Origin of the sequence: Streptomyces sp. NPDC093085, assembly GCF_040683935.1 — a bacterium.
In the GTDB taxonomy this organism is placed as follows: domain Bacteria; phylum Actinomycetota; class Actinomycetes; order Streptomycetales; family Streptomycetaceae; genus Streptomyces.
This window is the reverse complement of record NZ_JBFBFB010000004.1, coordinates 23,640-48,072: the sequence shown is the minus strand read 5'-3', so window position 1 is coordinate 48,072 and position 24,433 is coordinate 23,640. Positions and strand designations below refer to the sequence as shown.

The 24,433-nt window shown below is 70.6% G+C and carries 23 protein-coding genes; 15 read left to right on the top strand and 8 right to left on the bottom strand.

Features of this window, described 5'->3' with window-relative positions; genetic code table 11:
• Positions 1-53: 53 nt before the first annotated feature.
• Positions 54-800, bottom strand: a complete 747-nt coding sequence (locus tag AB0O07_RS13980) for a PepSY domain-containing protein (protein ID WP_365631701.1) — start codon at positions 798-800, stop codon at positions 54-56.
• A 126-nt stretch (positions 801-926) separates the two neighbouring features.
• Between AB0O07_RS13980 and AB0O07_RS13975 the strand changes: the two genes are divergently transcribed.
• The 5 genes from AB0O07_RS13975 (at position 927) to AB0O07_RS13955 (ending at position 7,509) form a co-directional block, all read left to right on the top strand.
• Positions 927-1,589, top strand: coding sequence for a response regulator transcription factor (locus AB0O07_RS13975; protein ID WP_365631699.1), 663 nt, complete (start codon positions 927-929; stop codon positions 1,587-1,589).
• Positions 1,586-3,106, top strand: coding sequence for a HAMP domain-containing sensor histidine kinase (locus tag AB0O07_RS13970; protein WP_365631697.1), 1,521 nt, complete (start codon positions 1,586-1,588; stop codon positions 3,104-3,106). Before AB0O07_RS13975 ends, AB0O07_RS13970 begins: the two co-directional genes overlap by 4 nt.
• A gap of 688 nt (positions 3,107-3,794) precedes the next feature.
• The gene (locus tag AB0O07_RS13965; protein ID WP_365631695.1) at positions 3,795-4,535 is read left to right on the top strand and encodes an AAA family ATPase; all 741 of its coding nucleotides are present in this window, start codon (positions 3,795-3,797) and stop codon (positions 4,533-4,535) included.
• A gap of 18 nt (positions 4,536-4,553) precedes the next feature.
• Positions 4,554-5,267, top strand: coding sequence for a hypothetical protein (locus tag AB0O07_RS13960; RefSeq protein WP_365631693.1), 714 nt, complete (start codon positions 4,554-4,556; stop codon positions 5,265-5,267).
• Between the two features lie 298 nt (positions 5,268-5,565).
• A complete protein-coding gene (locus AB0O07_RS13955) occupies positions 5,566-7,509 on the top strand; it encodes a hypothetical protein (protein WP_365631691.1) in 1,944 nt (647 codons plus the stop codon).
• Between the two features lie 69 nt (positions 7,510-7,578).
• On the opposite strand, the gene AB0O07_RS13950 is transcribed toward AB0O07_RS13955, so the two are convergent.
• Positions 7,579-8,274, bottom strand: a complete 696-nt coding sequence (locus AB0O07_RS13950) for a hypothetical protein (RefSeq protein WP_365631689.1) — start codon at positions 8,272-8,274, stop codon at positions 7,579-7,581.
• Between the two features lie 125 nt (positions 8,275-8,399).
• Here AB0O07_RS13950 and AB0O07_RS13945 point away from each other — a divergent pair, with 125 nt between their 5' ends.
• A complete protein-coding gene (locus AB0O07_RS13945; RefSeq protein WP_365631687.1) occupies positions 8,400-8,606 on the top strand; it encodes a hypothetical protein in 207 nt (68 codons plus the stop codon).
• 159 nt (positions 8,607-8,765) lie between these two features.
• The gene (locus AB0O07_RS13940; protein WP_365631685.1) at positions 8,766-9,533 is read left to right on the top strand and encodes a shikimate dehydrogenase; all 768 of its coding nucleotides are present in this window, start codon (positions 8,766-8,768) and stop codon (positions 9,531-9,533) included.
• 621 nt (positions 9,534-10,154) lie between these two features.
• Here the strand turns inward: AB0O07_RS13940 and AB0O07_RS13935 are convergent.
• The 4 genes from AB0O07_RS13935 to AB0O07_RS13920 form a co-directional block, all read right to left on the bottom strand.
• On the bottom strand, positions 10,155-12,152 hold the full coding sequence (locus AB0O07_RS13935) for a galactose oxidase-like domain-containing protein (RefSeq protein WP_365631684.1): 1,998 nt from the start codon (positions 12,150-12,152) through the stop codon (positions 10,155-10,157).
• A gap of 3 nt (positions 12,153-12,155) precedes the next feature.
• A complete protein-coding gene (locus AB0O07_RS13930) occupies positions 12,156-14,033 on the bottom strand; it encodes a cellulose synthase catalytic subunit (protein WP_365631682.1) in 1,878 nt (625 codons plus the stop codon).
• Between the two features lie 210 nt (positions 14,034-14,243).
• Positions 14,244-14,537, bottom strand: a complete 294-nt coding sequence (locus tag AB0O07_RS13925; protein WP_365631680.1) for an MTH1187 family thiamine-binding protein — start codon at positions 14,535-14,537, stop codon at positions 14,244-14,246.
• A complete protein-coding gene (locus AB0O07_RS13920) occupies positions 14,534-14,878 on the bottom strand; it encodes a DUF3817 domain-containing protein (RefSeq protein ID WP_365631678.1) in 345 nt (114 codons plus the stop codon). The genes AB0O07_RS13925 and AB0O07_RS13920 overlap by 4 nt, the downstream gene beginning before the upstream one ends.
• A 271-nt stretch (positions 14,879-15,149) precedes the next feature.
• Between AB0O07_RS13920 and AB0O07_RS13915 the strand changes: the two genes are divergently transcribed.
• The 4 genes from AB0O07_RS13915 to AB0O07_RS13900 all read left to right on the top strand — a co-directional run bounded on the left by AB0O07_RS13915 (position 15,150) and on the right by AB0O07_RS13900 (position 17,886).
• The gene (locus AB0O07_RS13915; protein WP_365631676.1) at positions 15,150-15,788 is read left to right on the top strand and encodes an AIM24 family protein; all 639 of its coding nucleotides are present in this window, start codon (positions 15,150-15,152) and stop codon (positions 15,786-15,788) included.
• Positions 15,788-16,438 carry an AIM24 family protein gene (locus tag AB0O07_RS13910; RefSeq protein WP_365631674.1) on the top strand — a complete coding sequence of 217 codons (651 nt, stop codon included), beginning with the start codon at positions 15,788-15,790 and terminating at the stop codon, positions 16,436-16,438. The genes AB0O07_RS13915 and AB0O07_RS13910 overlap by 1 nt, the downstream gene beginning before the upstream one ends.
• 23 nt (positions 16,439-16,461) lie before the next feature.
• Complete coding sequence (locus AB0O07_RS13905; protein WP_365632975.1) at positions 16,462-17,214, top strand: AIM24 family protein; 753 nt, start codon at positions 16,462-16,464, stop codon at positions 17,212-17,214.
• A gap of 195 nt (positions 17,215-17,409) precedes the next feature.
• Entirely contained in the window at positions 17,410-17,886 is a 477-nt protein-coding gene (locus tag AB0O07_RS13900; protein WP_365631672.1) for a MarR family transcriptional regulator, read from the top strand.
• Between the two features lie 43 nt (positions 17,887-17,929).
• On the opposite strand, the gene AB0O07_RS13895 is transcribed toward AB0O07_RS13900, so the two are convergent.
• Together AB0O07_RS13895 and AB0O07_RS13890 are read right to left on the bottom strand one after the other, a co-directional pair.
• Positions 17,930-19,015, bottom strand: a complete 1,086-nt coding sequence (locus AB0O07_RS13895; protein WP_365631670.1) for a glycoside hydrolase family 6 protein — start codon at positions 19,013-19,015, stop codon at positions 17,930-17,932.
• A gap of 50 nt (positions 19,016-19,065) precedes the next feature.
• Complete coding sequence (locus tag AB0O07_RS13890) at positions 19,066-20,064, bottom strand: DUF5937 family protein (protein WP_365631668.1); 999 nt, start codon at positions 20,062-20,064, stop codon at positions 19,066-19,068.
• A 215-nt stretch (positions 20,065-20,279) separates the two neighbouring features.
• On the opposite strand from AB0O07_RS13890, the gene AB0O07_RS13885 reads away from it, so the two are divergent.
• The 4 genes from AB0O07_RS13885 (at position 20,280) to AB0O07_RS13870 (ending at position 24,423) form a co-directional block, all read left to right on the top strand.
• Positions 20,280-21,671: an MFS transporter gene (locus tag AB0O07_RS13885; protein WP_365631666.1), complete on the top strand. Its 1,392-nt coding sequence runs from the start codon at positions 20,280-20,282 to the stop codon at positions 21,669-21,671.
• A 10-nt stretch (positions 21,672-21,681) separates the two neighbouring features.
• Positions 21,682-22,188: a MarR family transcriptional regulator gene (locus AB0O07_RS13880; protein ID WP_365631664.1), complete on the top strand. Its 507-nt coding sequence runs from the start codon at positions 21,682-21,684 to the stop codon at positions 22,186-22,188.
• 98 nt (positions 22,189-22,286) lie between these two features.
• A complete protein-coding gene (locus tag AB0O07_RS13875; RefSeq protein ID WP_365631662.1) occupies positions 22,287-22,613 on the top strand; it encodes a DUF3817 domain-containing protein in 327 nt (108 codons plus the stop codon).
• Between the two features lie 109 nt (positions 22,614-22,722).
• Complete coding sequence (locus AB0O07_RS13870; RefSeq protein WP_365631660.1) at positions 22,723-24,423, top strand: methylmalonyl-CoA mutase family protein; 1,701 nt, start codon at positions 22,723-22,725, stop codon at positions 24,421-24,423.
• Positions 24,424-24,433 lie beyond the last annotated feature (10 nt).

Here is a 24,433-nt window from a genome sequence, read left to right as displayed (position 1 = left end):
GCGCCGCGGTGGTGCCGCCGTGGCGGCGAGGTCAGTCGTGGTGGCGGGTGAGGTCAGCCGTGGTGGCGGTCGAGGGTGACGGTGCCGAGGGTGACGGTGCCGGTGGTCGGGTTGACGTGGACCTCGCGCTTGAGGCCGTCGTCGCCGCGTACCTCGACCTCCCAGGGCTCGCCCGGGTCGTCGTCCAGCTCGGCGGAGACCACCCGCCCGGGGACGGTGGCGAGCGCGGCGGACATCGCCTGCCCGGCATCGACGGTGGCGGCGCGCAGGGCCGCCAGTTCACCGCGGTCATCGTCCCTGTCGTCGCCCTTGTCGTCGTTCCTGTCGTCATCATCGGCGGCGTCATCGTCGTGGACCCGTACCGCGCCCGTCGTCGCATTGACGCGCAGCTCCACCTTGCGGCCGTCCACGGTGAACAGGTCGACCTCCCAGCGGCCGGGCGCGGCGGCGGTGCCCCCGTCGTCCGAGGCCTCCACCGAGGAGACCGCCCCGGGGCGCGCCGCGATCGCCGCCTTGACGGCGTCGGCCGCCGTGAGGGGCGCGCGGGGCGTGTCCGCCGTAGGGGACGGCGTCGCGGTACGGGTCGGGGACGCCGTCGGGGTCGGTGACGCCGTGACATCCGTACCGTTGTCGTCGCCTGGCTCCGAAGGCGACGAGGGAGTCGCCGTGGTCACCGGCACCACCGGGGCCGCGCCCCGGTCGTCCCCCTGGCCGCCCGTCAGGGCCATCGCCGCGGTGTACGTGCCGCCGCCGATCAGCACGGCCGAAGTGATCGCGGCGATAACGATGTTGCGCTTCATGAAGGGCCTCCCGAGCCGGTCCGTTTTCCTGTCCCTGTCGGACGCCTTCAATCTGCCGGACCGAAGCTGAAGCCACCCTGAAGCGACCTGAAGAGGTCTTCAGGTCGGCTCTGGGAAGCTGGGCGCATGCGCCTGTTGATCGTGGAGGACGAGAAGCGGCTCGCCGTGTCGCTCGCCAAGGGCCTGACCGCCGAGGGGTTCGCCGTCGATGTCGTCCACGACGGCCTCGAAGGGCTGCACCGCGCCGGGGAGGGCGTCTACGACCTCGTCGTCCTCGACATCATGCTGCCCGGCATGAACGGCTACCGGGTCTGCGCCGCCCTGCGCGCCGCCGGCCACGACGTGCCGATCCTGATGCTCACCGCGAAGGACGGCGAGTACGACGAGGCGGAGGGGCTGGACACCGGCGCCGACGACTATCTGACCAAGCCGTTCTCGTACGTCGTGCTCGTCGCCCGGGTCAAGGCCCTGCTGCGCCGCCGGGGTCGGGCCGGCGCCTCGCCCGTGCTCCGCGCCGGTCCGCTCACCGTCGACACCGCCGCCCGCCGGGTCTTCCGCGACGGTACGGAAGTGGCGCTCACCGCCAAGGAGTTCGCCGTGCTGGAGCAACTCGCCGTCCGGGCCGGGCAGGTCGTCGGCAAGCCGGAGATCCTGGAGCACGTCTGGGATTTCGCCTATCAGGGCGACCCCAACATCATCGAGGTCTACATCAGCGCCCTGCGCCGCAAGCTGGGCGCCGACACCATCCGGACGGTGCGCGGCGCCGGTTACCTGCTGGCCGAGCGGTGAGAGGCCCGTTCTCGTCGGTACGGGCGAAGGCGTCGCTCGGGGCCACCGCCGTCGTCGCGGTGGCGCTGGTGGCCGCCGGGGTCGCGGTGCTGCTCTCCCTGCGGGTGAACCTCACCGACCAGGCGGACCGCGCGGCGGACCGGGCCGCGCGGGAAGTCGCCCTGGAGATCGCGTCGGCAGCCCCGGACCGTACCCCCTATGCCGAACTGGAGCTGCCGGACGCCGAGGACCACCCGGTACGGGTGACCGACGAGGACGGCCGGACGCTCGCGCTGAGCGAGGACCTCCAGCGGATCGACGGGACAGCGGTCCCCCCGGCAGGCAAAAAGGCCCCCAACCCCTCCGAAGCCGACGACGACAACAAGGACGACAGCTGGGACGACACCGGAAACGACGACGACGGCGGCGGCCACGGCAGCCATGGCGGCGACGGCGGCCGTGACCACCCCGAGGACGACGACCCGGCCGTCGGCGAGATCGACGACACCACCGACTACCGCGAAGGGACCGCGACCGTCGACGGCGCGACGGGCGCGTACCGCTTCGCCACCGTCGAGGCCACCGACCGCTCCGGCCGTACGGTCCTGGTCCACGCGGGCGCGACCCTCGCCGACCGGGAGAGCGCCCTCAACACCACCGGCGCCGCGATGCTGCTGGGGCTGCCGGTGCTGCTGCTGGTCGTCGGGGGAGTGACCTGGCTGGTCACCCGGCGCGCCCTGCGGCCCGTGGAGGGCATCCGGGGCGAGATGGCGGCGATCACCGCCTCCACCGACCTCTCCCGGCGGGTGCCCGAGCCCGCGACCCGGGACGAGGTCGCCCGGCTCGCCAGGACCACCAACGAGACGCTGGCCGCGCTGGAGGCCGCCGTCGACCGGCAGCGCCGCTTCGTCGCGGACGCCTCGCACGAGCTGCGCAGCCCCATCGCCTCGCTCCGTACCCAGCTCGAAGTGGGCCATGCCCACCCCGGGCTGCTCGATGTGCCGGGCGCCGTAGCCGACACCGTACGGCTCCAGCAACTCGCCGGGGACCTGCTGATGCTGGCCCGGCTGGACGCGGGGGAGCGCCCCGGCACCGCCAGGACCGACCTGGGCGCGCTGGTACGCGAGGAGGCCGCCCAGCGCCCCCGGGACCGCTTCCCGGTCACGGTACGAACGGCGGAGGGCTGCGACGTCCTCGGCTCACGCGCCCAGCTCGCCCGGGTGCTCGGCAACCTCCTCGACAACGCCCAGCGCCACGCGGCCGGTTCGGTGGAGGCGTCGGTGCGCCGGGAGGGCGGCTGGGTGGTGCTGGCGGTCGCCGACGACGGGGCCGGGGTGCCGGAGGCGGAGCGCGAGCGGATCTTCGAGCGGTTCGTACGGCTCGACGAGGCCCGCAGCCGCGACGACGGCGGCGCCGGCCTCGGCCTCGCCATCGCCCGCGACATAGCCGAACGCCACAACGGCACCCTCACCACCACCCAACCCCCCACCGGCGGCGCCCTCTTCGAACTACGCCTCCCCCCACCCCCCGACCACTAGCCCCACCCGCCCGCTCACTCCGGAAACGCGTCCGACCTGCCCACCAACTCACCGGCCCCGGCGCGTCCTTCGAACCGCTGGAGCCGCCGCCGGGTCGCCGAGCGCCTTCACCACCTGACGGATGGCGACGATCCCCCTATCCCCCCTATCCCTACGCACACCGCACGAGCCCGGCGGGGCGCTGATCCGGCAGGTGACGGCTCCGGCGCCGCTGTCCCCCGAGGGACGCGCGCCACCGCCCGCGGAACAGGCGGCAGACCCCATCGGGCGTGATGCGCACGCGCGCGCCCACGAACCATCCGGGTGCACCAGGCAGGCCGTTCGTCCGCGTCCGCTGATCTCGTACCCGGTCCGTATTGATGTGCGTCCCGCCCATGGACTCCAGTTCGGCGCGCGCTTCGGCGGCCCGCTGCCCCGGCAGGATGTCCAAGGCGGCGAAGAACGGTGAGGCCGCCGGGGTCGGGGACGACGTACTGCGTGCGTACTGGCAGGCCGAAGGCCGCGCCGTCGGTGACGACCCCGACGCCATCGCAGCCGTCCTTCCATACGGCGTCACGGACTCCGAAGAGGCCGAACAGCTCACCAACTCCACCCTCCGGCAGCGGGGTACGCGGGGTACGCGGTCAGGCTGGACCCGAAGGGCGCCCGGCACTTCACGCACGCCGACCGTTACACGACGGCGGATGTCGTGGCGGCGGAGGCGCTGATCGTCTCCGAGGCCACGAACCGTCTCGGCATCGCCGGGGCGGGCAAGACCACCATCATGGACGCCGCCCGGCAGGCGTGGGAGGCCCAGGGATTCGTCCCCGCCGGGGCGAGTGCGGCGGCCGTCGCCTCCTGGCTCACCGGCATCCGTACCGGCGGCCCCGGACTCAACGGAGTGGACGTCCTGGTCGTGGACGAGGCCGCGATGTGCGACGACCGCGACATCGCCGAACTCCTCGCCCACGCGGCCGGGACCGGCACGAAGGTCGTCGGGATCGGTGACCCCGAGCAGTTGCACTCGCCCGGCATCGGCGGGTCCTTCGCCGCCGTCCACCATCTCGTCGGCGGACTCGCCCTCAGCCAGAACTTCCGGCAGAAGGACGCGATCGAGCGCCGGGCACTGGAGCTGTGGCGCGACGACAACAAGGTGGAAGCGCTCCGCGCCTTCGTCGGCACCGGCCGCGTACACGCCCTCGCGGACAAGGACGCGACCGTCGCCGCGATGCTCACCCTCTGGGCCGACAAGCGCGCCGCACACGACGCCGAGCGCCGCGTCCTGGTCGAGTGGCGCGAGGAGACCGCCGACGGCCCCCGCGACGTGGCCGAGTGGGTCGATGCGGACTACATCGCGCAGGGCGGACTCAGCCTCGGATACGCGATCACCTGCCACAAGTCCCAGGGCCTGAGCGTCCAGGAGGCGCTGGACTACGGCCCCGGCTCGTAGCCGAACGCGCTCTACACGATGACGAGCCGCGACAAGAAGGAGTCCCACCTCTTCCTGCCGCTGGCCGTCTACGGCCCCGCCCCCGGGAGCCGCCCCGACCGAGGACCGCCCTACGCGCACCTCGGCAACGCCGCCCTGCGTGACGCCGTGCGTAAGGCTGCCGCAGCCGCGCGCGCGACCGGGACGGCTGCGGAGAAGGCGGAGTCGGCCGCCGATCGCGCCGAACAGCAAGCCGCCGCCGGCACCGGCCCCCACGTGCTCGCGTTCGAGCGCCACCAGCAGGATGTCGTACGCCGCGCCGCGGCTATCCGCAAGGTGACCGAGGCGGCGGGGCCCACGGCCGAGCACGAAGGCATCCTCACAGAAGCGGACATGCCAGAGCGGGAGAAGGCCGCTCTCCGACGACGTGTTCAGGAGAAGGACAACCGGGATGCCAAGCACCTCCGGACGGAGGCCGTCACAATGCGGCGCACGGCTCGCGGCGCACGGTATCGGGAATCGGGGCTTCAAGAGGAACTGGAGCGACGAACCCGACACGATCGACAAGTTGATGTCGAGGAGCCTTCGCAGCTATCCCTCTGGAGTTTCACCCCGCCATACGCCGACCGCACCACCATGGACCTCTCGCCGCCTCGTCAGGCACCAGAGGATGCTCCGAATGTTCCAATGCCGTGGTATGGGGGTCCAGGAGTTCACTTCGGTGTCGGCTCGGCCGGAATGTCCCCCTTCTGACGTTGGAGTTGATGCGACGACGTGGCCACATGGATGGTCGTCGTCGTATGGGTGCGGGGTGTGGCTTATCTCGCGTTTGTAGCGTGCATGTCCCAGCAACTCGGCGCGCTCTGAGGCGGGTTGGTCACCTCACGCCTTAATCGTCTTTACGACCAAGGCACTTGGGTCTAGCGTCCTGCGACTGTGTGCAAATTCGCGCACGTGTCGCATTTTCCTGCAAGGAAGGACGCATCGCTTCGTGTCTGCATACAGACCGTCAAGACAGCTTCTTCGTAGCAGAATTGTGGCTGGCGTAGCCATGCTGCTGCTCATAGGCGCTGGCCCGGCGAGTGCGGCCGGTTCGGGCAGCGCTGCCCAGCCTGACCCGAACGCCGCACCTTCCAGCCGTCCCGCTGCGGGACCTGAGGTGAAACCGATCGCTGCGGCCGCATCCCGCCCGGTATCGGGAAAGAACCCCACGGCCGCCCCGTCGAACAAAAAAGACGCGGCAGGGTTCCAGCGGGTCATCTCGCAGAAAGTTCAGCTCAAAAACACGGTGACCGACGCCGACGGTGACAAGGCGAACCTGACATTCGAGGTGTGGAGCGCTGACGCGTCCGGCAACCCGAAGACGAAGGTAAGCATTGCCGACAACGAGTACGGTGTCATCGTCTCGCCCTTCGTGGCGTCAGGTTCCATGGTGACGGTGGATGTGCCTGCGGGCAAACTGGCCATGAACACGAACTATGTGTTCCATACTTCGGCCTACGACGGCTCGCTGTACGAGACGACCTGGTCGCCGTGGGCACCATTCCGTGTGGAGTTGCCGGTCGACCTCACCCTGCCTACGCCGGACTACTCCGCGCCTGACCCGAGTTCGTTCGACGTTCCGCCGAGTCCGTACCAGACCAAGCCGCTCGGCTCATCGCCCACGCTGTCGGCCACGTCGGATCCTGCGGTGGAACAGTGCGGCCCGGTCGACGCGGACGGGCGACAGGTCTGTTTCGGCAAGCCGATCCCCAAGGACCAGGCCCCTGAGAAGGTGGCTCAGGCGGCGTCGGCAACGGCGGCGACCGCCGGGGTGCCATGGTGCCACACCGAGTCCACCAGCATTCTCGCGACACGATTCACCGAATGTGACGTGCGGGCGGTTCCTGTCATCATTGCCACTGACGGCATCCCGGACGCGATCGCCTACTTCACGTTCCTGCGCATGATCGAACTCGATGGACAGAACAGCTTCACCGAGCACCTCACCATAGAGCCCGCGCAGCAGATCCCACGGGACTTCGCGGAGATCAACATGATGCTTGCCGAGCACCTGTGCCAGGGGCCGTGCAAGCCTGTCGAACCGGGCCCCGACGCCTGGACGGAGAAGACGTGGTGGACCCCCGGCGACATGCACTCCACGTCTCTGACGACGCCCTATATGTGGGACGCATCGACCGCTGACCAACAGTACCTGTTCAAGCCGGACGTCAAGATCGACGCGAACATCCTGCCCGCTGACGGAAAGATCCGGCCGTTCATGACCGGCTACCAGTGGTCCAAGGGCTACAGCGGCGGTACGGAAGACCTGGATCAGATCCGGTGTGACACCACCACGGCAGGACCGGGTACAGGCTGTGTGTTCGTCAACTCCGCACCTACGTACGTCTTCAACGCCAAGGCGTTCCCGCAGGCGGCTGCGCATGCCTGGTTGATTCAGCAGTCCACGCCCAACCAGCCGGGCTCTCGGTCGGTGCTGAAGCCCCTGTACTACATGGGTGACAGTGCGCAGAACAGCCGAAGCCGGAACCGTATCTGTCCCACTGGGTGGGCTGCCGAGAACGGGGACGCGAGCGCACTGGTGGACGCAGCCGACACGCTGAATTGCGATGAGTTCGCGTTCGCCTCGTCGTACAACAGCGGGGGTATGTCGTCGGCGGAAGGCGGCCTGAACCCAGCTCTGAATACCGGCAGCACCACTCCCACTGGCGCGGCCTGCATCGGCACCTACGCCAAGAAACACGACACGGCGGTGCACCTGTTCAGCCTGAATGGGGCCGACCCGACGTTCAAGGAAGTGTGTGGCCGCTCCGCCATCTCGGGTATGCATAATCAGGAATCCATGGGCAACCATTTCGCGGCGTTCATGCGCGACATGCGGATCATGGACAAGGACCCGTACTGGCTGGACACTCGTATGAGCACGGGAAACACCTGTCTGTACGGGACGCCCGGGAACGGCGAGCCGGTCATCTGCAAGCTCACCGCCCAGTAGCAGCCGCCCTCGCGAAGGCGCCGGCCCTCACCCTGTGCTCGGGGGTGGGGGCCGGCACCGTGTCACCGGTCAGGTCATGGGAAGGAGAACCGCGGGAAGGTCACCGGCCTGAACGGCTTCCTGGTCGACGGACAGACCGCAGTAGTCGCCGACGGCTGTGAACACTGCTACGGGCAGCCGGGGCCCGTGCTCCTCGTAGTAGGCCACCATGGCGGTTTCACCCACCTCTCCGATGGACGGGAACACCGCGCCGGACTCCTGGAGCGCTGCGTCCAGGGCCGAGCCCTCACCAGTGTCCTGTCCGAATTCGGCCTGACAGACGCGCCCGTCGCCCGGCGCATGGATGATCCTCTGCGGTGGACTCCACGAGTTCAACGTCACACAGACGAACTCCTCACCCGGTGCCGGCCGCATCGACTCCACCTTTCGGTAACCGGTGGCCCACGTCGCCATGCCCCAGTCTTCCAGCACAAACGCCCAGTCGCCGCATGTTCCGTACATCGCGCGATTCACGTGAGGTGACCGGTCGTTCCGCCGCCTCGCCGGTACGACGAGATCCTTGCCGGGGATACCGTCGGCGAGCTGGTCGAGGTCGGCGCCCAGTGCGATCAGGAACTCGTCCGCTTCGACGCCGCGGGCGCAGGTGAGCGATATTCCTCCGAGCATGCCGGGCAGGGCGGCCGAACCGCCTGTGGCGGCGTGGACGCCTATCCAGCCGATTCCGTCACTCATGGTTCCTCCGTACTCGGGCTCTGCCGTGGTCACCAGGTGCTCCACCGGAAGACAGTTTCTCGTACGGCCATCGGCTTTGAAACGGCCTAAAGAACTTGGCTCCCTGCCGCACTACGTCCACCGCGTCCGTCTCCCGCTCGCGGCCACCAGGTCCGCCGATGCACGGGCCGCCATCCTCACCGACGCCCATACCCGGCTGTGCACCACGCTGGCCGGCCATCCGGTACGGAGCCGCCCCCTATGAACCCGACCACCGCGATCTCGCGGCCGTCACCCCGGGACCCGAGGCGCCGGCCCTGTCCGCCCGCACCGGGAAGCCGGCCGAGGTCGTCCAGTTGACCCTGGACGAGTCGACCGAACACTAAGACCAAACACCAGGAGGAGACGTTCACCGATCTGGTCGCCGCCGCGGCCGGGCTGATCCTCGGCCAGCGCGGTCGCGGCGCGCCCGTGGCCGTGCTGCGCGGCCTCGCCTACGACCGTACCGACGACGGCGTGGCCACCGTGCTTCACAGGCCGGCATCATGAAGCTCGCCCTGCTCGGCTCACCCGTCCACGGCGCGCTCTCCCCCGTCCTCCACCGGGCCGCGTATGCCGCGCTGGGCCTGAACTGGACGTATCACGCCATCGATTGCCGCCCCGCGGACCTCCCACACCACTTCGCGGAGGCGCGCGCGGGCCGGTGGCGCGGCTTCTCGCTGACCATGCCGCTGAAGGCTGCCGCCGTCCCGCTCCTCGACGATGTCACCGACACCGTCGTGGCGGCGGGCGCGGCGAATACCATCGTCGTACGCGACGGACGGCTGTACGGAGACAACACAGATGTCCACGGCATGGTCCAAGCGCTGCGTACGGCCGGTGTCACCGCGGTGTCGGAAGTCACCGTCCTCGGCGCGGGAGCGACCGCCTGTACGGCTCTGGCCGCCGCCCGCGAACTGGGCTGCCACCAGGCCGTCGCGGTCGCCAGGGACACCGCCGGAGCCCACTCCCTCGCCACGGTGGCCGAGCGGACCGGTATAGGGCTGGTCATCAGTCCATGGGCCGATGCGGCAGCCCATCTCACCGCCGGACTCGTTCGTCTCGACCGTCCCCCCCGGCGCCGCCGATCCCCTCGCACTCACCCTCCAGACCGGACACGCCACGTCGTCCTACGACGAGATGCTGCGGGCCGCTACGGCCGAGATGTGCTCAGCCCCGCCAGCGCATGCCGTGCTGATGCCACAGGCGATGGATCTCCCACCACGCAAGTGCCGTCACTGATGCCGGGCCGCCGAAGACGGCGCACACCGTGAGCGCCTCCGGGCCCGGCGGCAGACCGCCTGAGGGCAGGTTGGCGAGGGCGAACACCCAGACCGCGGCGCACGTGGCCAGCGCTGGAAGCGCCGCATGGACGGCGGAGAGGCTGAAGGCGTTGCGCACGGCCGGTCCGGAGGCGAAGCACAGGAGTAGACGATCCACCAGAACGGTGCCCAGAGGGCTAGTAAGGGTACGTACAGGAGAAGTGCGGCCGAACCGGTAATGGTGGGCGGCAGCAGTTCCCCCATGGCCATGAGCGTCGCCACTAACAGCACGGGCACGAGCACCCAGGCGCCGATGTACCCCAGGACGGACAGGCTCACGCTCCTGAATTGCGCCCGCATGAGCAGCCGCCTCTCTCGACGGGCAGCCCAGTACGGACACTGACGGAGGCAGGTTGTCCTTACGGACTGAACTTCGTGCCGTGCTTCAGTGCTGCGGAAATCCGCCCGACGGTCTTGCGCGGCCGGTTGGTCCGCTGCGATCCGGTCGTACGCAGCGCAGCCATGTGGCGACCAGGAACTGTGGGAGCGCGGGACCCCGGTGTGACGTGCCGCGCCCCCACAACCCGGCCGCCCTGGCAGGGCCGCCCGTCGCTCAGGTCCCCCGGCTCCGGCTCACTCCACCTGGAGCCACTTCGCTTCGGACGGGACGCCGTTCTTGTCGGTGACGAAGAGCATGTACCAGCCGGGCGGGACCAGGGCGCGGTCCTGGGGGATCTCCACCGTCAACGTGGTGTGACCGTTGGCCTTGCCCTGGTGCGTTTTCAGGTCAATTGAGCGTTGCTCGACGTCCGTCGTGTGGGTGACCGCGCTCGGTCGCATCAGGCGCGCCTTGGCGATCGCCTCGGGGTGGTCCGTATGGAAGGTGGCCTTGCCGTCCGGGGCTGCCCGGTCGGGGCCCTTGCCGAGTTTCGGGCGGTTCTGCTGGGCCTTGTCGCCCTGGAGGTAGGGCGGGGTGAAGATCTCCACGCGTTGTTCGAAGGTGCCGAGTTTGGTGTTGTCCGCGTCGCCGAAGAGCGGGTCGGAGCCGAAGGTCACCACCCGCCCGTCGGGGAGCAGCAGCGCCTCGGAGTGGTAGTTGCGGCCCACCGTGGGGTCGGCGGCGCGGCGGAAGGTGTTGGACTTCGGGTCGTAGAACTGCGCCTTGAGGATGTCGCTGGCGCTGCGGCCCCGGTAGTCGGAGGAGCCGCCGGTGGTGAAGACCGAGTCGTCGGGGAGGAGCACGCTGCTGAGGTAGCGGGTGCCCTGGGGGAGTTTCGGGCCCTCCTTGAACGCCGGGTTCTCCGCCTTCAGGTCGACCACGGCCGTACGGGCGGTGGACTTGGCGGACTCGCCGACCCCGCCGCCGCCGAGCACCATCACCCGCTGGTCCTGCACGGGCGGCAGCAGCAGGGAGGCGGAGGTCTCCGTCTGGTCGCCGTCGGTGAGGCCCTTGATGCCGGTGAAGGTGTTGGTCTTCAGGTCCCAGAGGCCGGGCTCGCGGCCCTTGTCGGCGGGGCCGTACCCGGCGTTGGAGCCGGAGTAGAAGAGCTTGCCGCCCTTGGTGAGGAAGAGCGCGGGGTAGGTGGGGAAGTAGCGGGTGGGGCCCTTGGACCAGGTCTTGGTCTCCGGGTCGTACAGTTCGTTGTCGCCGGTCAGGACGGCGCCGACGTCGTCGAGGCCGGAGACGGCGAGCACCTTCCCGTCGTCCAGGGTGACGAGTGTGGGATACCAGCGCGCTTCCTTCATAGGCTGCACGGGGACGTACTTCTCGGCCTTCGGGTCGAACTCGTACGCCGCCTTGATGCCCTGGAAGTCCTGCTTCTCCGTGGTGATCTTCTGGGCGAGCCCGTAGAGGTTGTCCGCGTCCTTCCCCTTGAGCCCGACGATCTCGTACTGCGCCGCCTGGGTCGTCAGCGCCCGCGGGCCCTTCTCGACGGCCTCCACGAAGACGCGTGCCTCGCCCGCCGTGACCTTGGTCTTCCAGGGGAGCATCCGGCCGCTGGAGGCGTAGGAGATCTCGAACTCGCGCTTCGCCTTGGGGACGGTGACATCGAACTTGCTGACGTACTCGACGCCTGAGGGCGAGCGGAAGCGGGTGCCCTTTTTGAACGTGTGGGCCTTGTCCGGGTTCTCGTTCTTGACCCGCATCCCGCCGCCCGCGCGCTCGATCCCGCCGTCGAGCACCTCGTACCGGGCCGTGCCGCCCGCGACCAGCAGCCGGCCGTCGGGGAGCTGGGAGTGGCCGGAGCAGAAGAAGTCCTCGGGGGTGGGGATCTTCTTGAAGGAGTTGTCGGCCGGGTTCCACAGGATGGTGTCGAAGGAGCCCTGGTCGAACTTCTTCTGGTTGTTGCCGGAGCCCGCGATGATCAGCACCTTGCCGGTGTGGAGCAGGGCGGCGTGGATGGCGTTCGTACGGTACTTCTCGGGCACGTCGAGCGGGGCCCAGGAGCCGTACTGCCGCTTGTAGCCGGGCTGGGCGATCTTGTACGCGTGGTACTTCTCCTGGGCGAAGGAGACCGCGGCGGGGGCGTTGAGGCCGACGAGGACCACCAGGGCCCCACCGCCCATCAGGGTCTTCCTGAGCTTGTTCGGAGGCCGGCGGCGGGGCCGGTACGGCGTGGACGCGGACATGGGTCACTTCCCTCCGGTCGTCGTCGGTACGGGCTCGGCCACCGGGCGGGGCGGGAACGCGGGCTTCGGCGGGAACGCCGGCTTGGGCGGGAGCGCGGGGGCGGGGGCCGCCGGGGTCACCGGGGCCGGGGCCGCCGGGGCGGGCGCCTGGGCCGGCTTCCGTACGGCGGCGCGTACGGCGGCGCGTACGGTACGTACGGCGCGCTCCTGGCGGAGCGTCCAGGCCCAGACGGCGGCCGGGGCGAGCGCCGTCGCCAGCGCCAGCACCGCCCAGGTGCGCATCGCCACATGGGAGTGGCCCAGGAAGAGCGAGGCTATGAGCGAGCTGATCAGAACGGCCGCCCAGAAGAAGTGCACCCGGAACGTCAACAGCCGGTCCGGGCTGGCCTCGCCGCCCTTCGGGGTGACGACGAAGCGGCCCCGGGTACGGAGCACGGCGGCGCCCAGCGACTTGAGGTAGATCGGCGCGGAGAGCGCGGACATCGCCATCCCCGCGAGCCCGCCGGAGCCCTCGGGCTCGTGCGGCGAGACGTTGTGGCGCCGGTTCCAGAGGTAGAGCCCGATCTGGAGGGCGGCGGCGTCGCTGTAGAGCATCAGCAGGACCGAGGAGGAGACCTGGGTGCCGGAGGCGCCGAGCCAGAGGAAGAGGACGCAGCTCAGGACGCCCAGCAGCCAGTTGACGGCGGTCATCGGGTAGTAGACGAGCATCAGCGTGTAGCTGAGCAGCCGCCCGGGGGGCACGCGCAGAGGTGCCTTCCCGTACTGCTTGAACAGGGTCTCGTACGTCCCGCGCGACCAGCGGAGCTGCTGGGTGAAGAAGTCCGTCCAGGAGGCGGGCCCCTCGCCCACGGCGAGCACGTCGGGGGTGTAGACGGAGCGCCAGAACCGGCCGGTGAGGGGGTTCTTGCGGCAGTGGATCTCGAACCCGGTGGCCATGTCCTCGGTGATCGAGTCGTACAGCCCGCCGGCCTGCTTGAGCGCGGTGATCCGGACGACGTTGTTGGTGCCGACGAACATGGGGGCGCGATAGCGGTTGCCGGCCCGCTGGATCAGCGCGTGGAAGAGGAACTGCTGGGACTCGGCGGCCTTGGTGACCGGGGAGGTGTAGTTGCCGTACACCTGCGGGCCGACGACGAAGGCGACATCCGGGTCGCGGAAGTAACCGAGCATCCGCTCCAGGAAGTTGGGGAGGGGTATGTGGTCGGTGTCGACGGAGGCGAAGAAGTCGTACGCGTCGCCGTGCATCGCGAGCCACGCGTTGTAGTTGCCGTGTTTGGTACGGGCCTTGTGGACGCCGCTCTTACGGTTCCACTCGGGCACCCCGCGCCGGGTGAAGTGGCGTACGCCGAGTTCGGCGCAGAGCGCGCGGGCGGCGGGGTCGTCGCCCTCGTCGAGCAGCCAGATGTCGAGCGGGCCGCTGTGGCGCAGGCGCCCGGCGCCTTCGAGGGTGTCCCGGACCATGGCGAGGGGTTCCTTGCCGGGGACGTACGTGGTGAGGAACGCGACCCGGGTGCCGGGCTCGGCACGGACCGGGACGGGGTCCTGGGCGGCGAGCGTGGCATGGGCCACGGAGACCACGTTGACCAGCATGAAGAAGGCGATGAGCCCGATCGCGCCGAGCATCACGTGGTCGAAGGCGATGAGCCAGCGGTCGCCGCCCTCGCGGACGGTGCGGTGGCTGGGCCAGACCAGGTAGACCAGCAGGGAGCCGCTGAGGAGCGGCGCCAGGGCCATCAGCAGGACCGCGCGTATTCGGCGGGGTTCCCTCGACAGCAGACTCCGGTACCGCACCCGGTAGGCGGCTGCCGGGGCCGGTTCCGTGAGGGGACCGGCCAGGCAGCTATGGATGTCGTAGTCGTCGTCGAAGCCCTCGGGGCGCACGGTTCCTCCAGCTTTCTCGCGAGGTCGATGTCCCCACAAAAAGGGCAATTGACCGGCGTGTCGACTGGAGGCGTCCGTGTGAGGGGCTTTACGTTCGGGGGTTCGCCCGTACGGCGGCGACGCGCCCCGGGGCGGGCCCGGCAGCCCGAGGCGGGACCCGCGCCAGGCGGCGAGGCTCAGGCGGAGAGGTGGCTCAGGCGGCGAGGTCGCTCAGGTGGCGAGGTGGCGCTCCACCGTCTCGACCTTCGAGGTGAGGCCGTCGGTGACGCCGGGCCTGATGTCGGCCTTGAGGACGAGCGAGACGCGCCCGGCGCGCGCCTCGACGGCGGCGACGGCGCGCTTGACGACGTCCATCACCTCGTCCCACTCCCCCTCGATCGAGGTGAACATGGCGTCGGTGCGGTTGGGGAGTCCGGAGGCGCGGACGACGCGGACGGCGTCGGCGACGTACTCGCCGACGTCCTCCCCGACCCCGAGCGGCGATACGGAGAAGGCGACGATCATGCGTTCACCGTACCCTCGCGGCGGGCCCGGGAGGCGATGACCGCGTCGGCGGCGGCGCGCTTGAGCTTCCGCTCGGCGAAGAAGCCGCCGGCGGGCAGGACGGAGAGCACGAAGTAGAGGGCGGCCGTGCCGAAGGACCACTTGGTGCGGTTCCAGGCGTCCAGCCAGAAGATCACGTACAGGATGAAGAGCAGCCCGTGGATCGCGCCCATCACCGGGACCGCGTTGAACTCCGTCGTCCGCTTGAGCACCGAGCAGACCAGAAGTAGGAGGAAGGAGACGGCCTCCGGCGCGGAGACCAGGCGGAGGCGGTGGAGGGAGGAGGCGGTCTTGATGTCCACGGGGCAGGCACCTTCGTCTTCGGGGCACGGGAGGGCAGGGCGGCGCCCGGCGGCGCGCACACGATCTTGTGAATGCGCGCACAAGCGCCGGCCCCATTGTGGCAGCCCCTCTTTGCCGGACCGTTATCAGGGTCGGGATCGGGGTCGGGATCGGGGTCGCGGTCGGGGGCGCGGTAGGGGACTGGTGCGGGGCGGGGTCAGGGGCGTTTCCGGGACGGGTCAGGGGCGGGAACCCTGGTCCGGCAGGTGCGGCGCCGGATACCGTCGGGTGGTGGCTCAGTTTCGACTGCAAGGCAGCAAGGTGCTGGCCGTCGACCTGACCGGCGACGCCGTGAAAGCGAAGAACGGCTCGATGGTCGCGTACGACGGGCGGATGACCTTCAAGAGGATGACCGGGGGCGGTGACGGGCTGCGCGGGATGGTGACGCGCCGCCTCACCGGCGAATCGATGACCGTGATGGAGGTGAAGGGCCAGGGGACCTGCTTCTTCGCGGACCGGGCGAGCGAGATCAACCTGGTCTCGCTCCATGGCGACAAGCTCTACGTGGAGGCGAGCAACCTGCTCTGCACGGACGCCGCGCTGCGCACGGGGACGGCCTTCACCGGGCTGCGCGGCGGCGCGAGCGGAAACGGCTTGTTCACGACCACGGTCGAGGGCACGGGACAGGCGGCGATCATGTCGCACGGCGAGGCGGTGGCCCTCCGGGTCTCCCCGCAGTACCCGCTGCACGTCGACCCCGGGGCGTACATCGCGCACCAGGGCAACCTGTCGCAGAAGTTCCAGTCGGGGGTGAACTTCCGGACGCTGATGGGGGAGGGGTCGGGCGAGGCGTTCCAGATCCGGTTCGAGGGCGATGGGCTGGTGTATGTGCAGCCGAGCGAGCGGAACACGATCGGGGGTGATGTGTGATGCCGTTCCGTGAGATCAATTCGAAGATGGTCGAGGCGACGGTGGCGCCGGGGCAGCGGCTGTTCAGCCAGCGCGGCGCGATGCTCGCGTACCGGGGCGAGGTGAGCTTCACGCCGAACATCCAGGGCGGCCAGGGCGGGCTGATGTCGATGATCGGACGGCGGGTGGCCAACGAGGCGACACCGCTGATGACGGTCGAGGGCAGCGGCACGGTGATGTTCGGGCACGGCGGACACCACATCCAGGTGATCAACCTGTCGGGCGACACGCTCTATGTGGAGGCGGACCGGCTGCTCGCCTTCGACGGCACGCTCCAGCAGTCCACGATGTTCATGGGGTCGCAGGGCGGCGTCATGGGCATGGTGCGCGGCCAGGTCACCGGACAGGGGCTGTTCACGACGACGCTGACGGGCCATGGCGCGGTCGCGGTGATGGCGCACGGCGGGGTGATCGAGGTGCCGATCACCCCGGGGCGGGAGATCCATGTGGACCCGCAGGCGTATGTGGCCCACCACGGGGACGTACGGAACAAGCTCTCCGCCTCGGTGGGGTGGCGGGAGATGGTGGGGCGCGGCTCCGGCGAGGCGTTCCAGCTCGAACTGAGCGGCAGTGGCGCGGTGTTCGTCCAGGCGTCGGAGGAGAAGCTGTGAGCGGGGGTGTGACGAGCGCGCCGGTGATCTTCGATCCGGTGACGCTGCCGAGCGATGACAACGTCAACGAGTACACCTTCTGTGTGGACTTGAAGGGGAGCCGCTGGTTCCTCCAGAAGGGGAAGATGATCGCCTATTACGGGCAGATCGACTTCAACGGGGTCGGGCACGGCCACTTCGAGGGGCTGATCCGGAGCAGCTTCCACTCGCCGCTGCATGTGCAGGACTGGGTGGTCGCGGAGGGCAGCGGGAAGATGCTGCTCGCGGACCGGGCCTTCGACGTCAACTCCTTCGACCTGGAGGACGGCAATCTGACCATCCGTTCGGGGAATCTGCTGGCGTTCCAGCCCTCGCTGGCGCTGAAGCAGTCGATCGTGCCGGGCTTCGTGACCCTGATCGGGACGGGGAAGTTCGTCGCGGCGTCCAACGGTCCCGTGGTCTTCATGGAGCCGCCGCTGCGGGTGGACCCGCAGGCGCTGGTGGGCTGGGCGGACTGCCCTTCCCCCTGCCACCACTACGACCACGGCTATATGACCGGGGTGCTGGGCGGGATCCGTTCTCTGACGGGGATCGGGGGCGTCTCGGGCGAGGAGCACCAGTTCGAGTTCGTCGGGGCCGGTACGGTGCTGCTCCAGTCGACCGAGAAGCTCCTGGACGAGCAGCCGACCGGTGCGGTGCCCGGGGAGGCGGGCGTACCGGGCGGCGGCCGGCCGGGGGGCGGCCAGCCCTCCGCGCCGGGGGGACTGGGGGATCTCCAGCGTCGCTTCGGCCTGTGAGCGGTAGTCTGCGGAGGGTGACGGCCGGACGGGGGCGCCGCTGCCGTGGCCTGTCCGCGCGCCGGACGTCACACGTACCACTCCACGCGGCCCCGCACCCCCCTCACTTCCTCACTTCTCCGACCCTTCCCGCTTCCCCATTTCCCCACTTCCCGACTTCGTCCGTAATTCAACTTCTTAGGTAGAATCGATTACATGGAGACCGAGACGGCCACCCGCTGGCTGAGCGACGCGGAGCAGTGTGCCTGGCGCACCCACCTGGATGTCAGCAAGCTGCTCACCCACCAGTTGGAGAAGGACCTCCAGCCGTTCGGGCTGACCATGAACGACTACGAGATCCTGGTCAACCTCTCGGAGTCGGCGGAGCGGCGCATGCGGATGAGTGATCTCGCCGCCACCACGCTCCAGTCCAAGAGCCGGCTCTCGCACCAGATCACCCGGATGGAAGCCGCCGGGCTGGTCCGCAGGGAGAACTGCGAGTCCGACCGGCGCGGGCTCTTCGCGGTCCTGACCGACCACGGCATGGAGACGATGCAGGAGGTCGCGCCGCACCATGTCGAGTCCGTACGGCGCCACTTCATCGACCTGCTCTCCCCCGAGGCCCTGGCCGAACTCCGCGCCGCCCTGACCCCGGTCGCGGAACACCTGCGCGGCCGGCGCGGCAGAAGCTGACCGGGCGACGGCTATGGGCCGGGCGACCGCGCGACCGCGGCCGTCAGCCCTTCGAGCGGCGGGCCAGGCCCAGGGCGTACTCGGGCCACCAGGTGCCCGCCGCCGGGCCGCCTCGGCAGGGGCCGTCGGATTCGCCGGGGCGTTTGATCCAGAGGAGGGCGTCGATCCGTTCGTCGCCGGTGTCGGTGGTCGGCGGGGTGCCCAGGGCGCGGCCCGGGGGGTTGCACCAGGCCTCTTCGCGGTTGCCGGGGAGGGGGCCCGCGCCGTTTCTGCTGGTGTCCATCGTGAAGTGGGCGCCGCCGAGCAGGGCGGAGAGCCGGGTGCCGTACTCCCGGACCGCGCCGTCCGGCTGGAAGTTGGAGACGTTGAGCGAGAAGCCGTCGGCCGCGCCGACCCCCGCCCGCTGGAGCGGTTCGGCGATCTTCGCCGGGTCGGCGATCCAGTCCGGGTTCCCGGCGTCCACGTAGACCCGGGTGTGCGGCTGGCGCTTCAGCCGCCCGACCGCGTACGAGAGGAGCTCGTACCGCTCGGCGTGGTGCTCGGCCGGGGTGCAGCCGTCCGCGAGGTGCGGGACCGCGTCGGGCTCCAGGATGACGACCGCCCTGGCGTCGCCGATCGCCCCGGCGAAGGAGTCGATCCAGTCGCGGTAGGCGGGACCGTCGGCGGCGCCGCCCGCCGAGTAGAGACCGCAGTCGCGGTGCGGGATGTTGTACGCGACGAGGACCGCCGTCCGCCGCTCGGCGGCGGCGCCCCGGGCCGCGCGGACGATCCGGGGCTCCGGGTTCTCGGCGGCCGGCCAGACGGCGACCGGGCGGTCCGCGATCCGCCGGAGGAGCTTCGCGTCCCCGTGGCGCTTCTCCTTCTCCCACTGTCTGACCTGCTCGACCGCGTCGCTCTCCGGGTCGATCCAGAACGGCGCCCCCGCCGCCGGGGCCGCCTCGCCCCGTACCACCGGGGAGCTCTGCGCTGCGGGCGCCGTACGGGTCCCGGAAGCGGGAGGGGACGGGGCGCAGCCGGCCGCCGCCACGAGGGTGAGCAGCAGGGCGAGCAGCACGGTGCGGGGAAGAGAGGGAGGAAGAGCGGAGGGAAGGGGGTGTGAGGGTGACGATTGCGGTCTGCGGCCGGACATCCAAGCCCCTCGGAGACGAGCGAAAAGACCGGCATATCGTTACATAACGCTCAGCCGGTTCCCCTCTGCGACACCGCCAGCGCGATCCCCAGCGGCGTCCGCTCGTACAGCACCTGGTGCCCGTACCGCCGCGCCGTCAGCAGCCCCGCCCCGCGCAGCGCCGACAGGTGCCCCGAGACCGTCGAGGGGGCCAGCCCGAGCACCCCGGCGAGCGCCGTCGTGGACGCCGGTTCGTCCAGCGCGCAGAGCACCTCGGCGCGGGCCCGGCCCAGCAGCCGGGCGAGCGCGGCGGGGGTGCGTTCCGAGGGGCGCGACCAGAGGGCGCCGATCCCGCGCGCCGGGTAGATCACGGCGGGCTGCCATGGCGGCAGATAGCCGCTGACGACCCGGGGCCAGACGAACATGCTGGGCATCAGGACCAGTCCCGCGCCGGCCAGGACACGGGTGTGGTCGCCGTTCGTCCCCGTGATCCTCAGCGTGGTGCCGTCCGTCCAACTGAGCTGCGGGCTCAGCTCGCCCAGCAGCCCCTGGAGCCCCAGCTCCGCCAACCGCCGTGAGTGGTACGCCACATCGGCCTCCAGCAGGGTGCGCAGCCGGGGCCAGTCGGGCGCGACCAGCTCCTGCCACGCCCGCTCCAGCAGATCGGCCAGGGTCCGCAGCGCCGCCGCCGGATCCGCCGTCAGCGCCCGGCCCGCCGGGGACTCCGCAGCGCCCGGGGTGTCCGCGAGCGCCAGCCTGATATCGGTCCTGACCAGCTCCGGATCGGTGGCCCGGACGGCCGCGATCTCCTCCTCGAAGGACGGCGCGGCGACCACCGGCGGCCGGCTGAGGAAATCCGGGTTGTGGCCGAACTCGGGCATCAGCAGATGGAGCGGCGCGAGGTCGAGCGCCGCCGCCGCGTCCCGGATCCGGCGCAGCCACGGCAGGTGGTACGCGGCCCGCCCGGGGCGCGCGAGGGTCCGTACCGCCTCCTGGGTCTCCCAGAGCGGCGAGACGGCGAAGCGGCAGCGGAGCAGATCGCTCTCGGCGAAGTGGAGGTGGAAGGGCATCGGGGCCTCGGGGGAGAGCGAACGGGGAGAGGGGGAGGGGCGTGGAGGGGCCCGTGCGGGGGCGGAGAGCTGGGAGAGGGGGAGGGGCGCGGAGGGGCCGTACGGGGCGGAGAGCTGGGGGAGAAGAGGGGCGCGGAGGAGGCGTACGGGGGAGGAGGATTCGGGCTGGAGCGAATCTCTGTGACCGGGGGAGCCTAACCGCCCACCCTGCCGCCATGCCCCAGAACGCCTCCGCCGGCTACGGCGCGGTCTTCGCCGTGCGCGAGTTCCGCTTCGTCTTCGCCGCCCATCTGCTCTCGCTGCTCGGCGTCGTCGTCAGCGAGATCGCGCTCACCTACCTCGTCTACGTACTGACCGGATCGCCGCTGCTCAGCGCCCTCACCTTCGCCCTCGGGCTCCTTCCGTACCTCCTCGGCGGCACCCTGCTCGCCGGGATTGCCGACCGCTACCCCGCCCGGCGGGTGCTGGTCGTCTGCGATCTGCTCTGTGCCGGGTGCGTGGCGGTGATGGTGGTGCCGGGGACGCCGATCGCCGTGCTGCTCGCCCTGCGGTGTGCCGTCGCCGCGATCGCGCCCGTCTTCACCGGGACGAGGATGGCCGCGCTCACCGACATCCTCGGCGAGGGCGACCGGTATGTCCTCGGCCGCTCGCTGCTCCGGATCGTCTCGCAGAGCGCCCAGCTCGCCGGGTTCGGGGTGGGCGGGGTGCTGCTCGCCGTCGTCCCGGCGCGCGGCGCGATCTGCGTCACCGTCGTGACGTTCCTCTGCTCGGCCGGGCTGCTGCGCTGGGGCACCCTGCGCCGGCCCGCCCGGAGCGCGGCGGAGGAGGGGCGGGGAGAGGGGCGCGGGGCGCTGCTGCGGGAGTCGCTGGGCGGTGCCCGGCTGCTCCTCGGCGACCGGCGCACGCGCGGGCTGCTGCTGCTCTTCTGGGTGCCCGCGATGTTCGTCGTCGCGCCGGAGGCGCTCGCCGCCCCGTACACCGACGCGCTCGGCCTCGGACCCGCCGCGCTGGGGGCGCTGATGTGCGCGATGCCGGTGGGGCATATCGCGGCGGAGCTGTACCTCGGCACGGCGCTCTCCCCGCGCACCCGCTCCCGCCTCGTCCTGCCGGTCGCCGCCACCGGGCTGCTGCCGCTGCTGGGGTACGGGGCGGAGCCGGGCCTGTGGTGGGCGCTGGGCGCGCTCGTGCTCGCCGGGGCGGGGGCCGCGTATGTCATCGGGCTCGACCAGTGGTTCGTCGCCGCCGTCCCCGAGGAGCTGCGCGGCCGGGCGATGGTGCTGCTCACGGCGGGACTGATGACCATTCAGGGGCTCGGGATGGCCGCCGCCGGGCTCGCCGCGGAGTTCCTGCCGGTGCACCAGGTCGTCGCCGGGGCCGGGGTGCTCGGCACGCTCTGCTCCCTCGCCCTGGTGTACGAGGTCCGCCGCACCGGGCCGCACGGACCGGACCACGGGCCCGGCAAGGGGGCGGGGGCCGGATCCGTGGACGTACCGGAGCGGGGACCCGTGGACGTACCGGGGCCCGGCCACGGAGCGGGAGAACCGGGCGTCGCGCACCGTATGCCCGAAGTGCGAGACGGGGCTGACCCGCAAGTGACCAGTGGGTAAGGTCGGTGGCGTGTCCAAGCCGCTCAGCCTGCCCTTCGACCCCATCGCCCGCGCCGACGAACTCTGGCAGCAGCGCTGGGGACCCGTGCCCTCCATGGGGGCGATCACCTCGATCATGCGTGCGCACCAGATCCTGCTCGCCGGTGTGGACGCCGTCGTCAAGCCGTACGGACTCACCTTCGCCCGGTACGAGGCGCTGGTGCTGCTCACCTTTTCCAAGGAGGGCGAGCTGCCGATGTCCAAGATCGGCGAGCGGCTGATGGTCCACCCGACCTCCGTCACCAACACCGTGGACCGGCTGGTGACCGCCGGACTCGTCGACAAGCGCCCCAACCCCAACGACGGGCGCGGCACCCTCGCCTCCATCACGGACCGGGGGCGCGAGGTGGTCGAGGCCGCCACCAAGGACCTGATGGAGATGGACTTCGGGCTCGGGGTGTACGACGCGGAGCAGTGCGCCGAGATCTTCGCGCTGCTCCGCCCGCTGCGGGTGGCCGCCCAGGACTTCGAGGAGTGAGCACCGCGCTCCCCGGCTTCCGCTTCCCCTCCCGGCGGGGGGAGGGGCGGGGGAGGGGCGGGCGAAGATCGCCCTTTGTGCCCCGTTAGGCTCGGGCCATGAAGTCCAATGTGCTGTCCCGTTACCGGGTGATGGCGTACGTCACCGCCGTATGGCTGCTGATCTTCACCGTGGCGATCATCCTGAAGTACGGATTCGACACCGGCAATACGATGGTCATCTCGCAGATCCACGGGGTGCTCTTCATCATCTATGTGATCTTCGCCTTCGACCTGGGCTCCAAGGCGAAGTGGCCCTTCGGGAAGCTGCTCTGGGTGCTCGCCGCCGGCTGCATCCCCGTCGCCTCGTTCTTCGTCGAGCCGAAGATCACCGCCGAGGTCCGTCCGCTGATCACGGACCGGGACCCGGAGACCGCCCAGGCGTAGGCCCGTCGCCGCTCCTCCTCCGGGGCTCGCGCCCCGGAGTCCGCCCGACGCTTCAGCCGGTGGCCTGTTTCCATCGACATTTACTTGGACGTCCTAGTAAATTGGTTCCATGGACGCTGACGCAATCCAGGAGGGCCGCCGGCGCTGGCAGGCCCGGTACGACGGGGCCCGCAAGCGTGACGCGGACTTCGGTACGCTCTCGGGGGACCCCGTGGAGCCGGTCTACGGGCCCCGGCCCGGCGACACCTACGAGGGGTTCGAGCGGATCGGGTGGCCGGGGGAGTACCCGTACACCCGTGGCCTCCACCCGACCGGCTACCGGGGGCGGACCTGGACCATCCGCCAGTTCGCCGGGTTCGGCAACGCCCGGCAGACCAACGAGCGGTACAAGATGATCCTGGCGGCCGGCGGCGGCGGGCTCTCCGTCGCCTTCGACATGCCCACCCTCATGGGGCGCGACTCCGACGACCCCCGCTCGCTCGGCGAGGTCGGCCACTGCGGGGTCGCCGTCGACTCCGCCGCCGACATGGAGATCCTCTTCGACGCCATCCCGCTCGGCGACGTCACCACCTCGATGACGATCAGCGGCCCCGCCGTCCCCGTCTTCTGCATGTACCTGGTCGCCGCCGAGCGCCAGGGCGTCGACCCCGGCATCCTCAACGGCACGCTCCAGACGGACATCTTCAAGGAGTACATCGCCCAGAAGGAGTGGCTCTTCCAGCCCGAGCCCCATCTCCGCCTCATCGGCGACCTGATGGAGCACTGCGCCACCGCCATCCCCGCCTACAAGCCGCTCTCCGTCTCCGGCTACCACATCCGGGAGGCCGGCTCGACGGCCGCGCAGGAGCTGGCGTACACGCTCGCGGACGGCTTCGGCTATGTGGAGCTGGGGCTCAGCAGGGGCCTCGACGTGGACACCTTCGCGCCCGGGCTCTCCTTCTTCTTCGACGCGCACCTCGACTTCTTCGAGGAGATCGCCAAGTTCCGCGCCGCCCGCCGGATCTGGGCGCGCTGGATGCGGGACGTGTACGGGGCGCGCACCGCCAAGGCCCAGTGGCTCCGCTTCCACACCCAGACCGCGGGCGTCTCGCTGACCGCGCAGCAGCCGTACAACAACGTCGTACGGACGGCGGTGGAGGCGCTCTCGGCCGTCCTCGGCGGGACCAACTCGCTGCACACCAACGCGCTGGACGAGACCCTCGCCCTGCCGAGCGAGCAGGCCGCCGAGATCGCGCTCCGTACCCAGCAGGTGCTGATGGAGGAGACCGGCGTCGCCAATGTGGCCGACCCGCTGGGCGGCTCCTGGTACGTCGAGCAGCTCACCGACCGGATCGAGGCCGACGCCGAGAAGATCTTCGAGCAGATCAAGGAGCGCGGGACGCGGGCCCATCCGGACGGGCGCCATCCGATCGGCCCGGTCACCTCGGGCATCCTGCGCGGTATCGAGGACGGCTGGTTCACCGGCGAGATCGCCGAGTCCGCCTTCCGCTACCAGCGCTCGCTGGAGAAGGGCGAGAAGAAGGTCGTCGGCGTCAATGTCCACCCCGGCTCGGTCACCGGCGACCTGGAGATCCTGCGGGTCAGCCACGAGGTGGAGCGCGACCAGGTCCGCACCCTCGCCGAGCGCCGGGCCGCCCGTGACGACGCCCGGGTCCGTACGGCGCTGGCCGCGCTGGTGACGGCGGCGCGCGACGGCTCCAACATGATCACGCCGATGCTGGAGGCGGTACGGGCCGAGGCGACCCTGGGCGAGATCTGCGGGGTGCTCCGGGACGAGTGGGGGACGTACACGGAGCCCCCCGGGTTCTGACGCCGGGTCC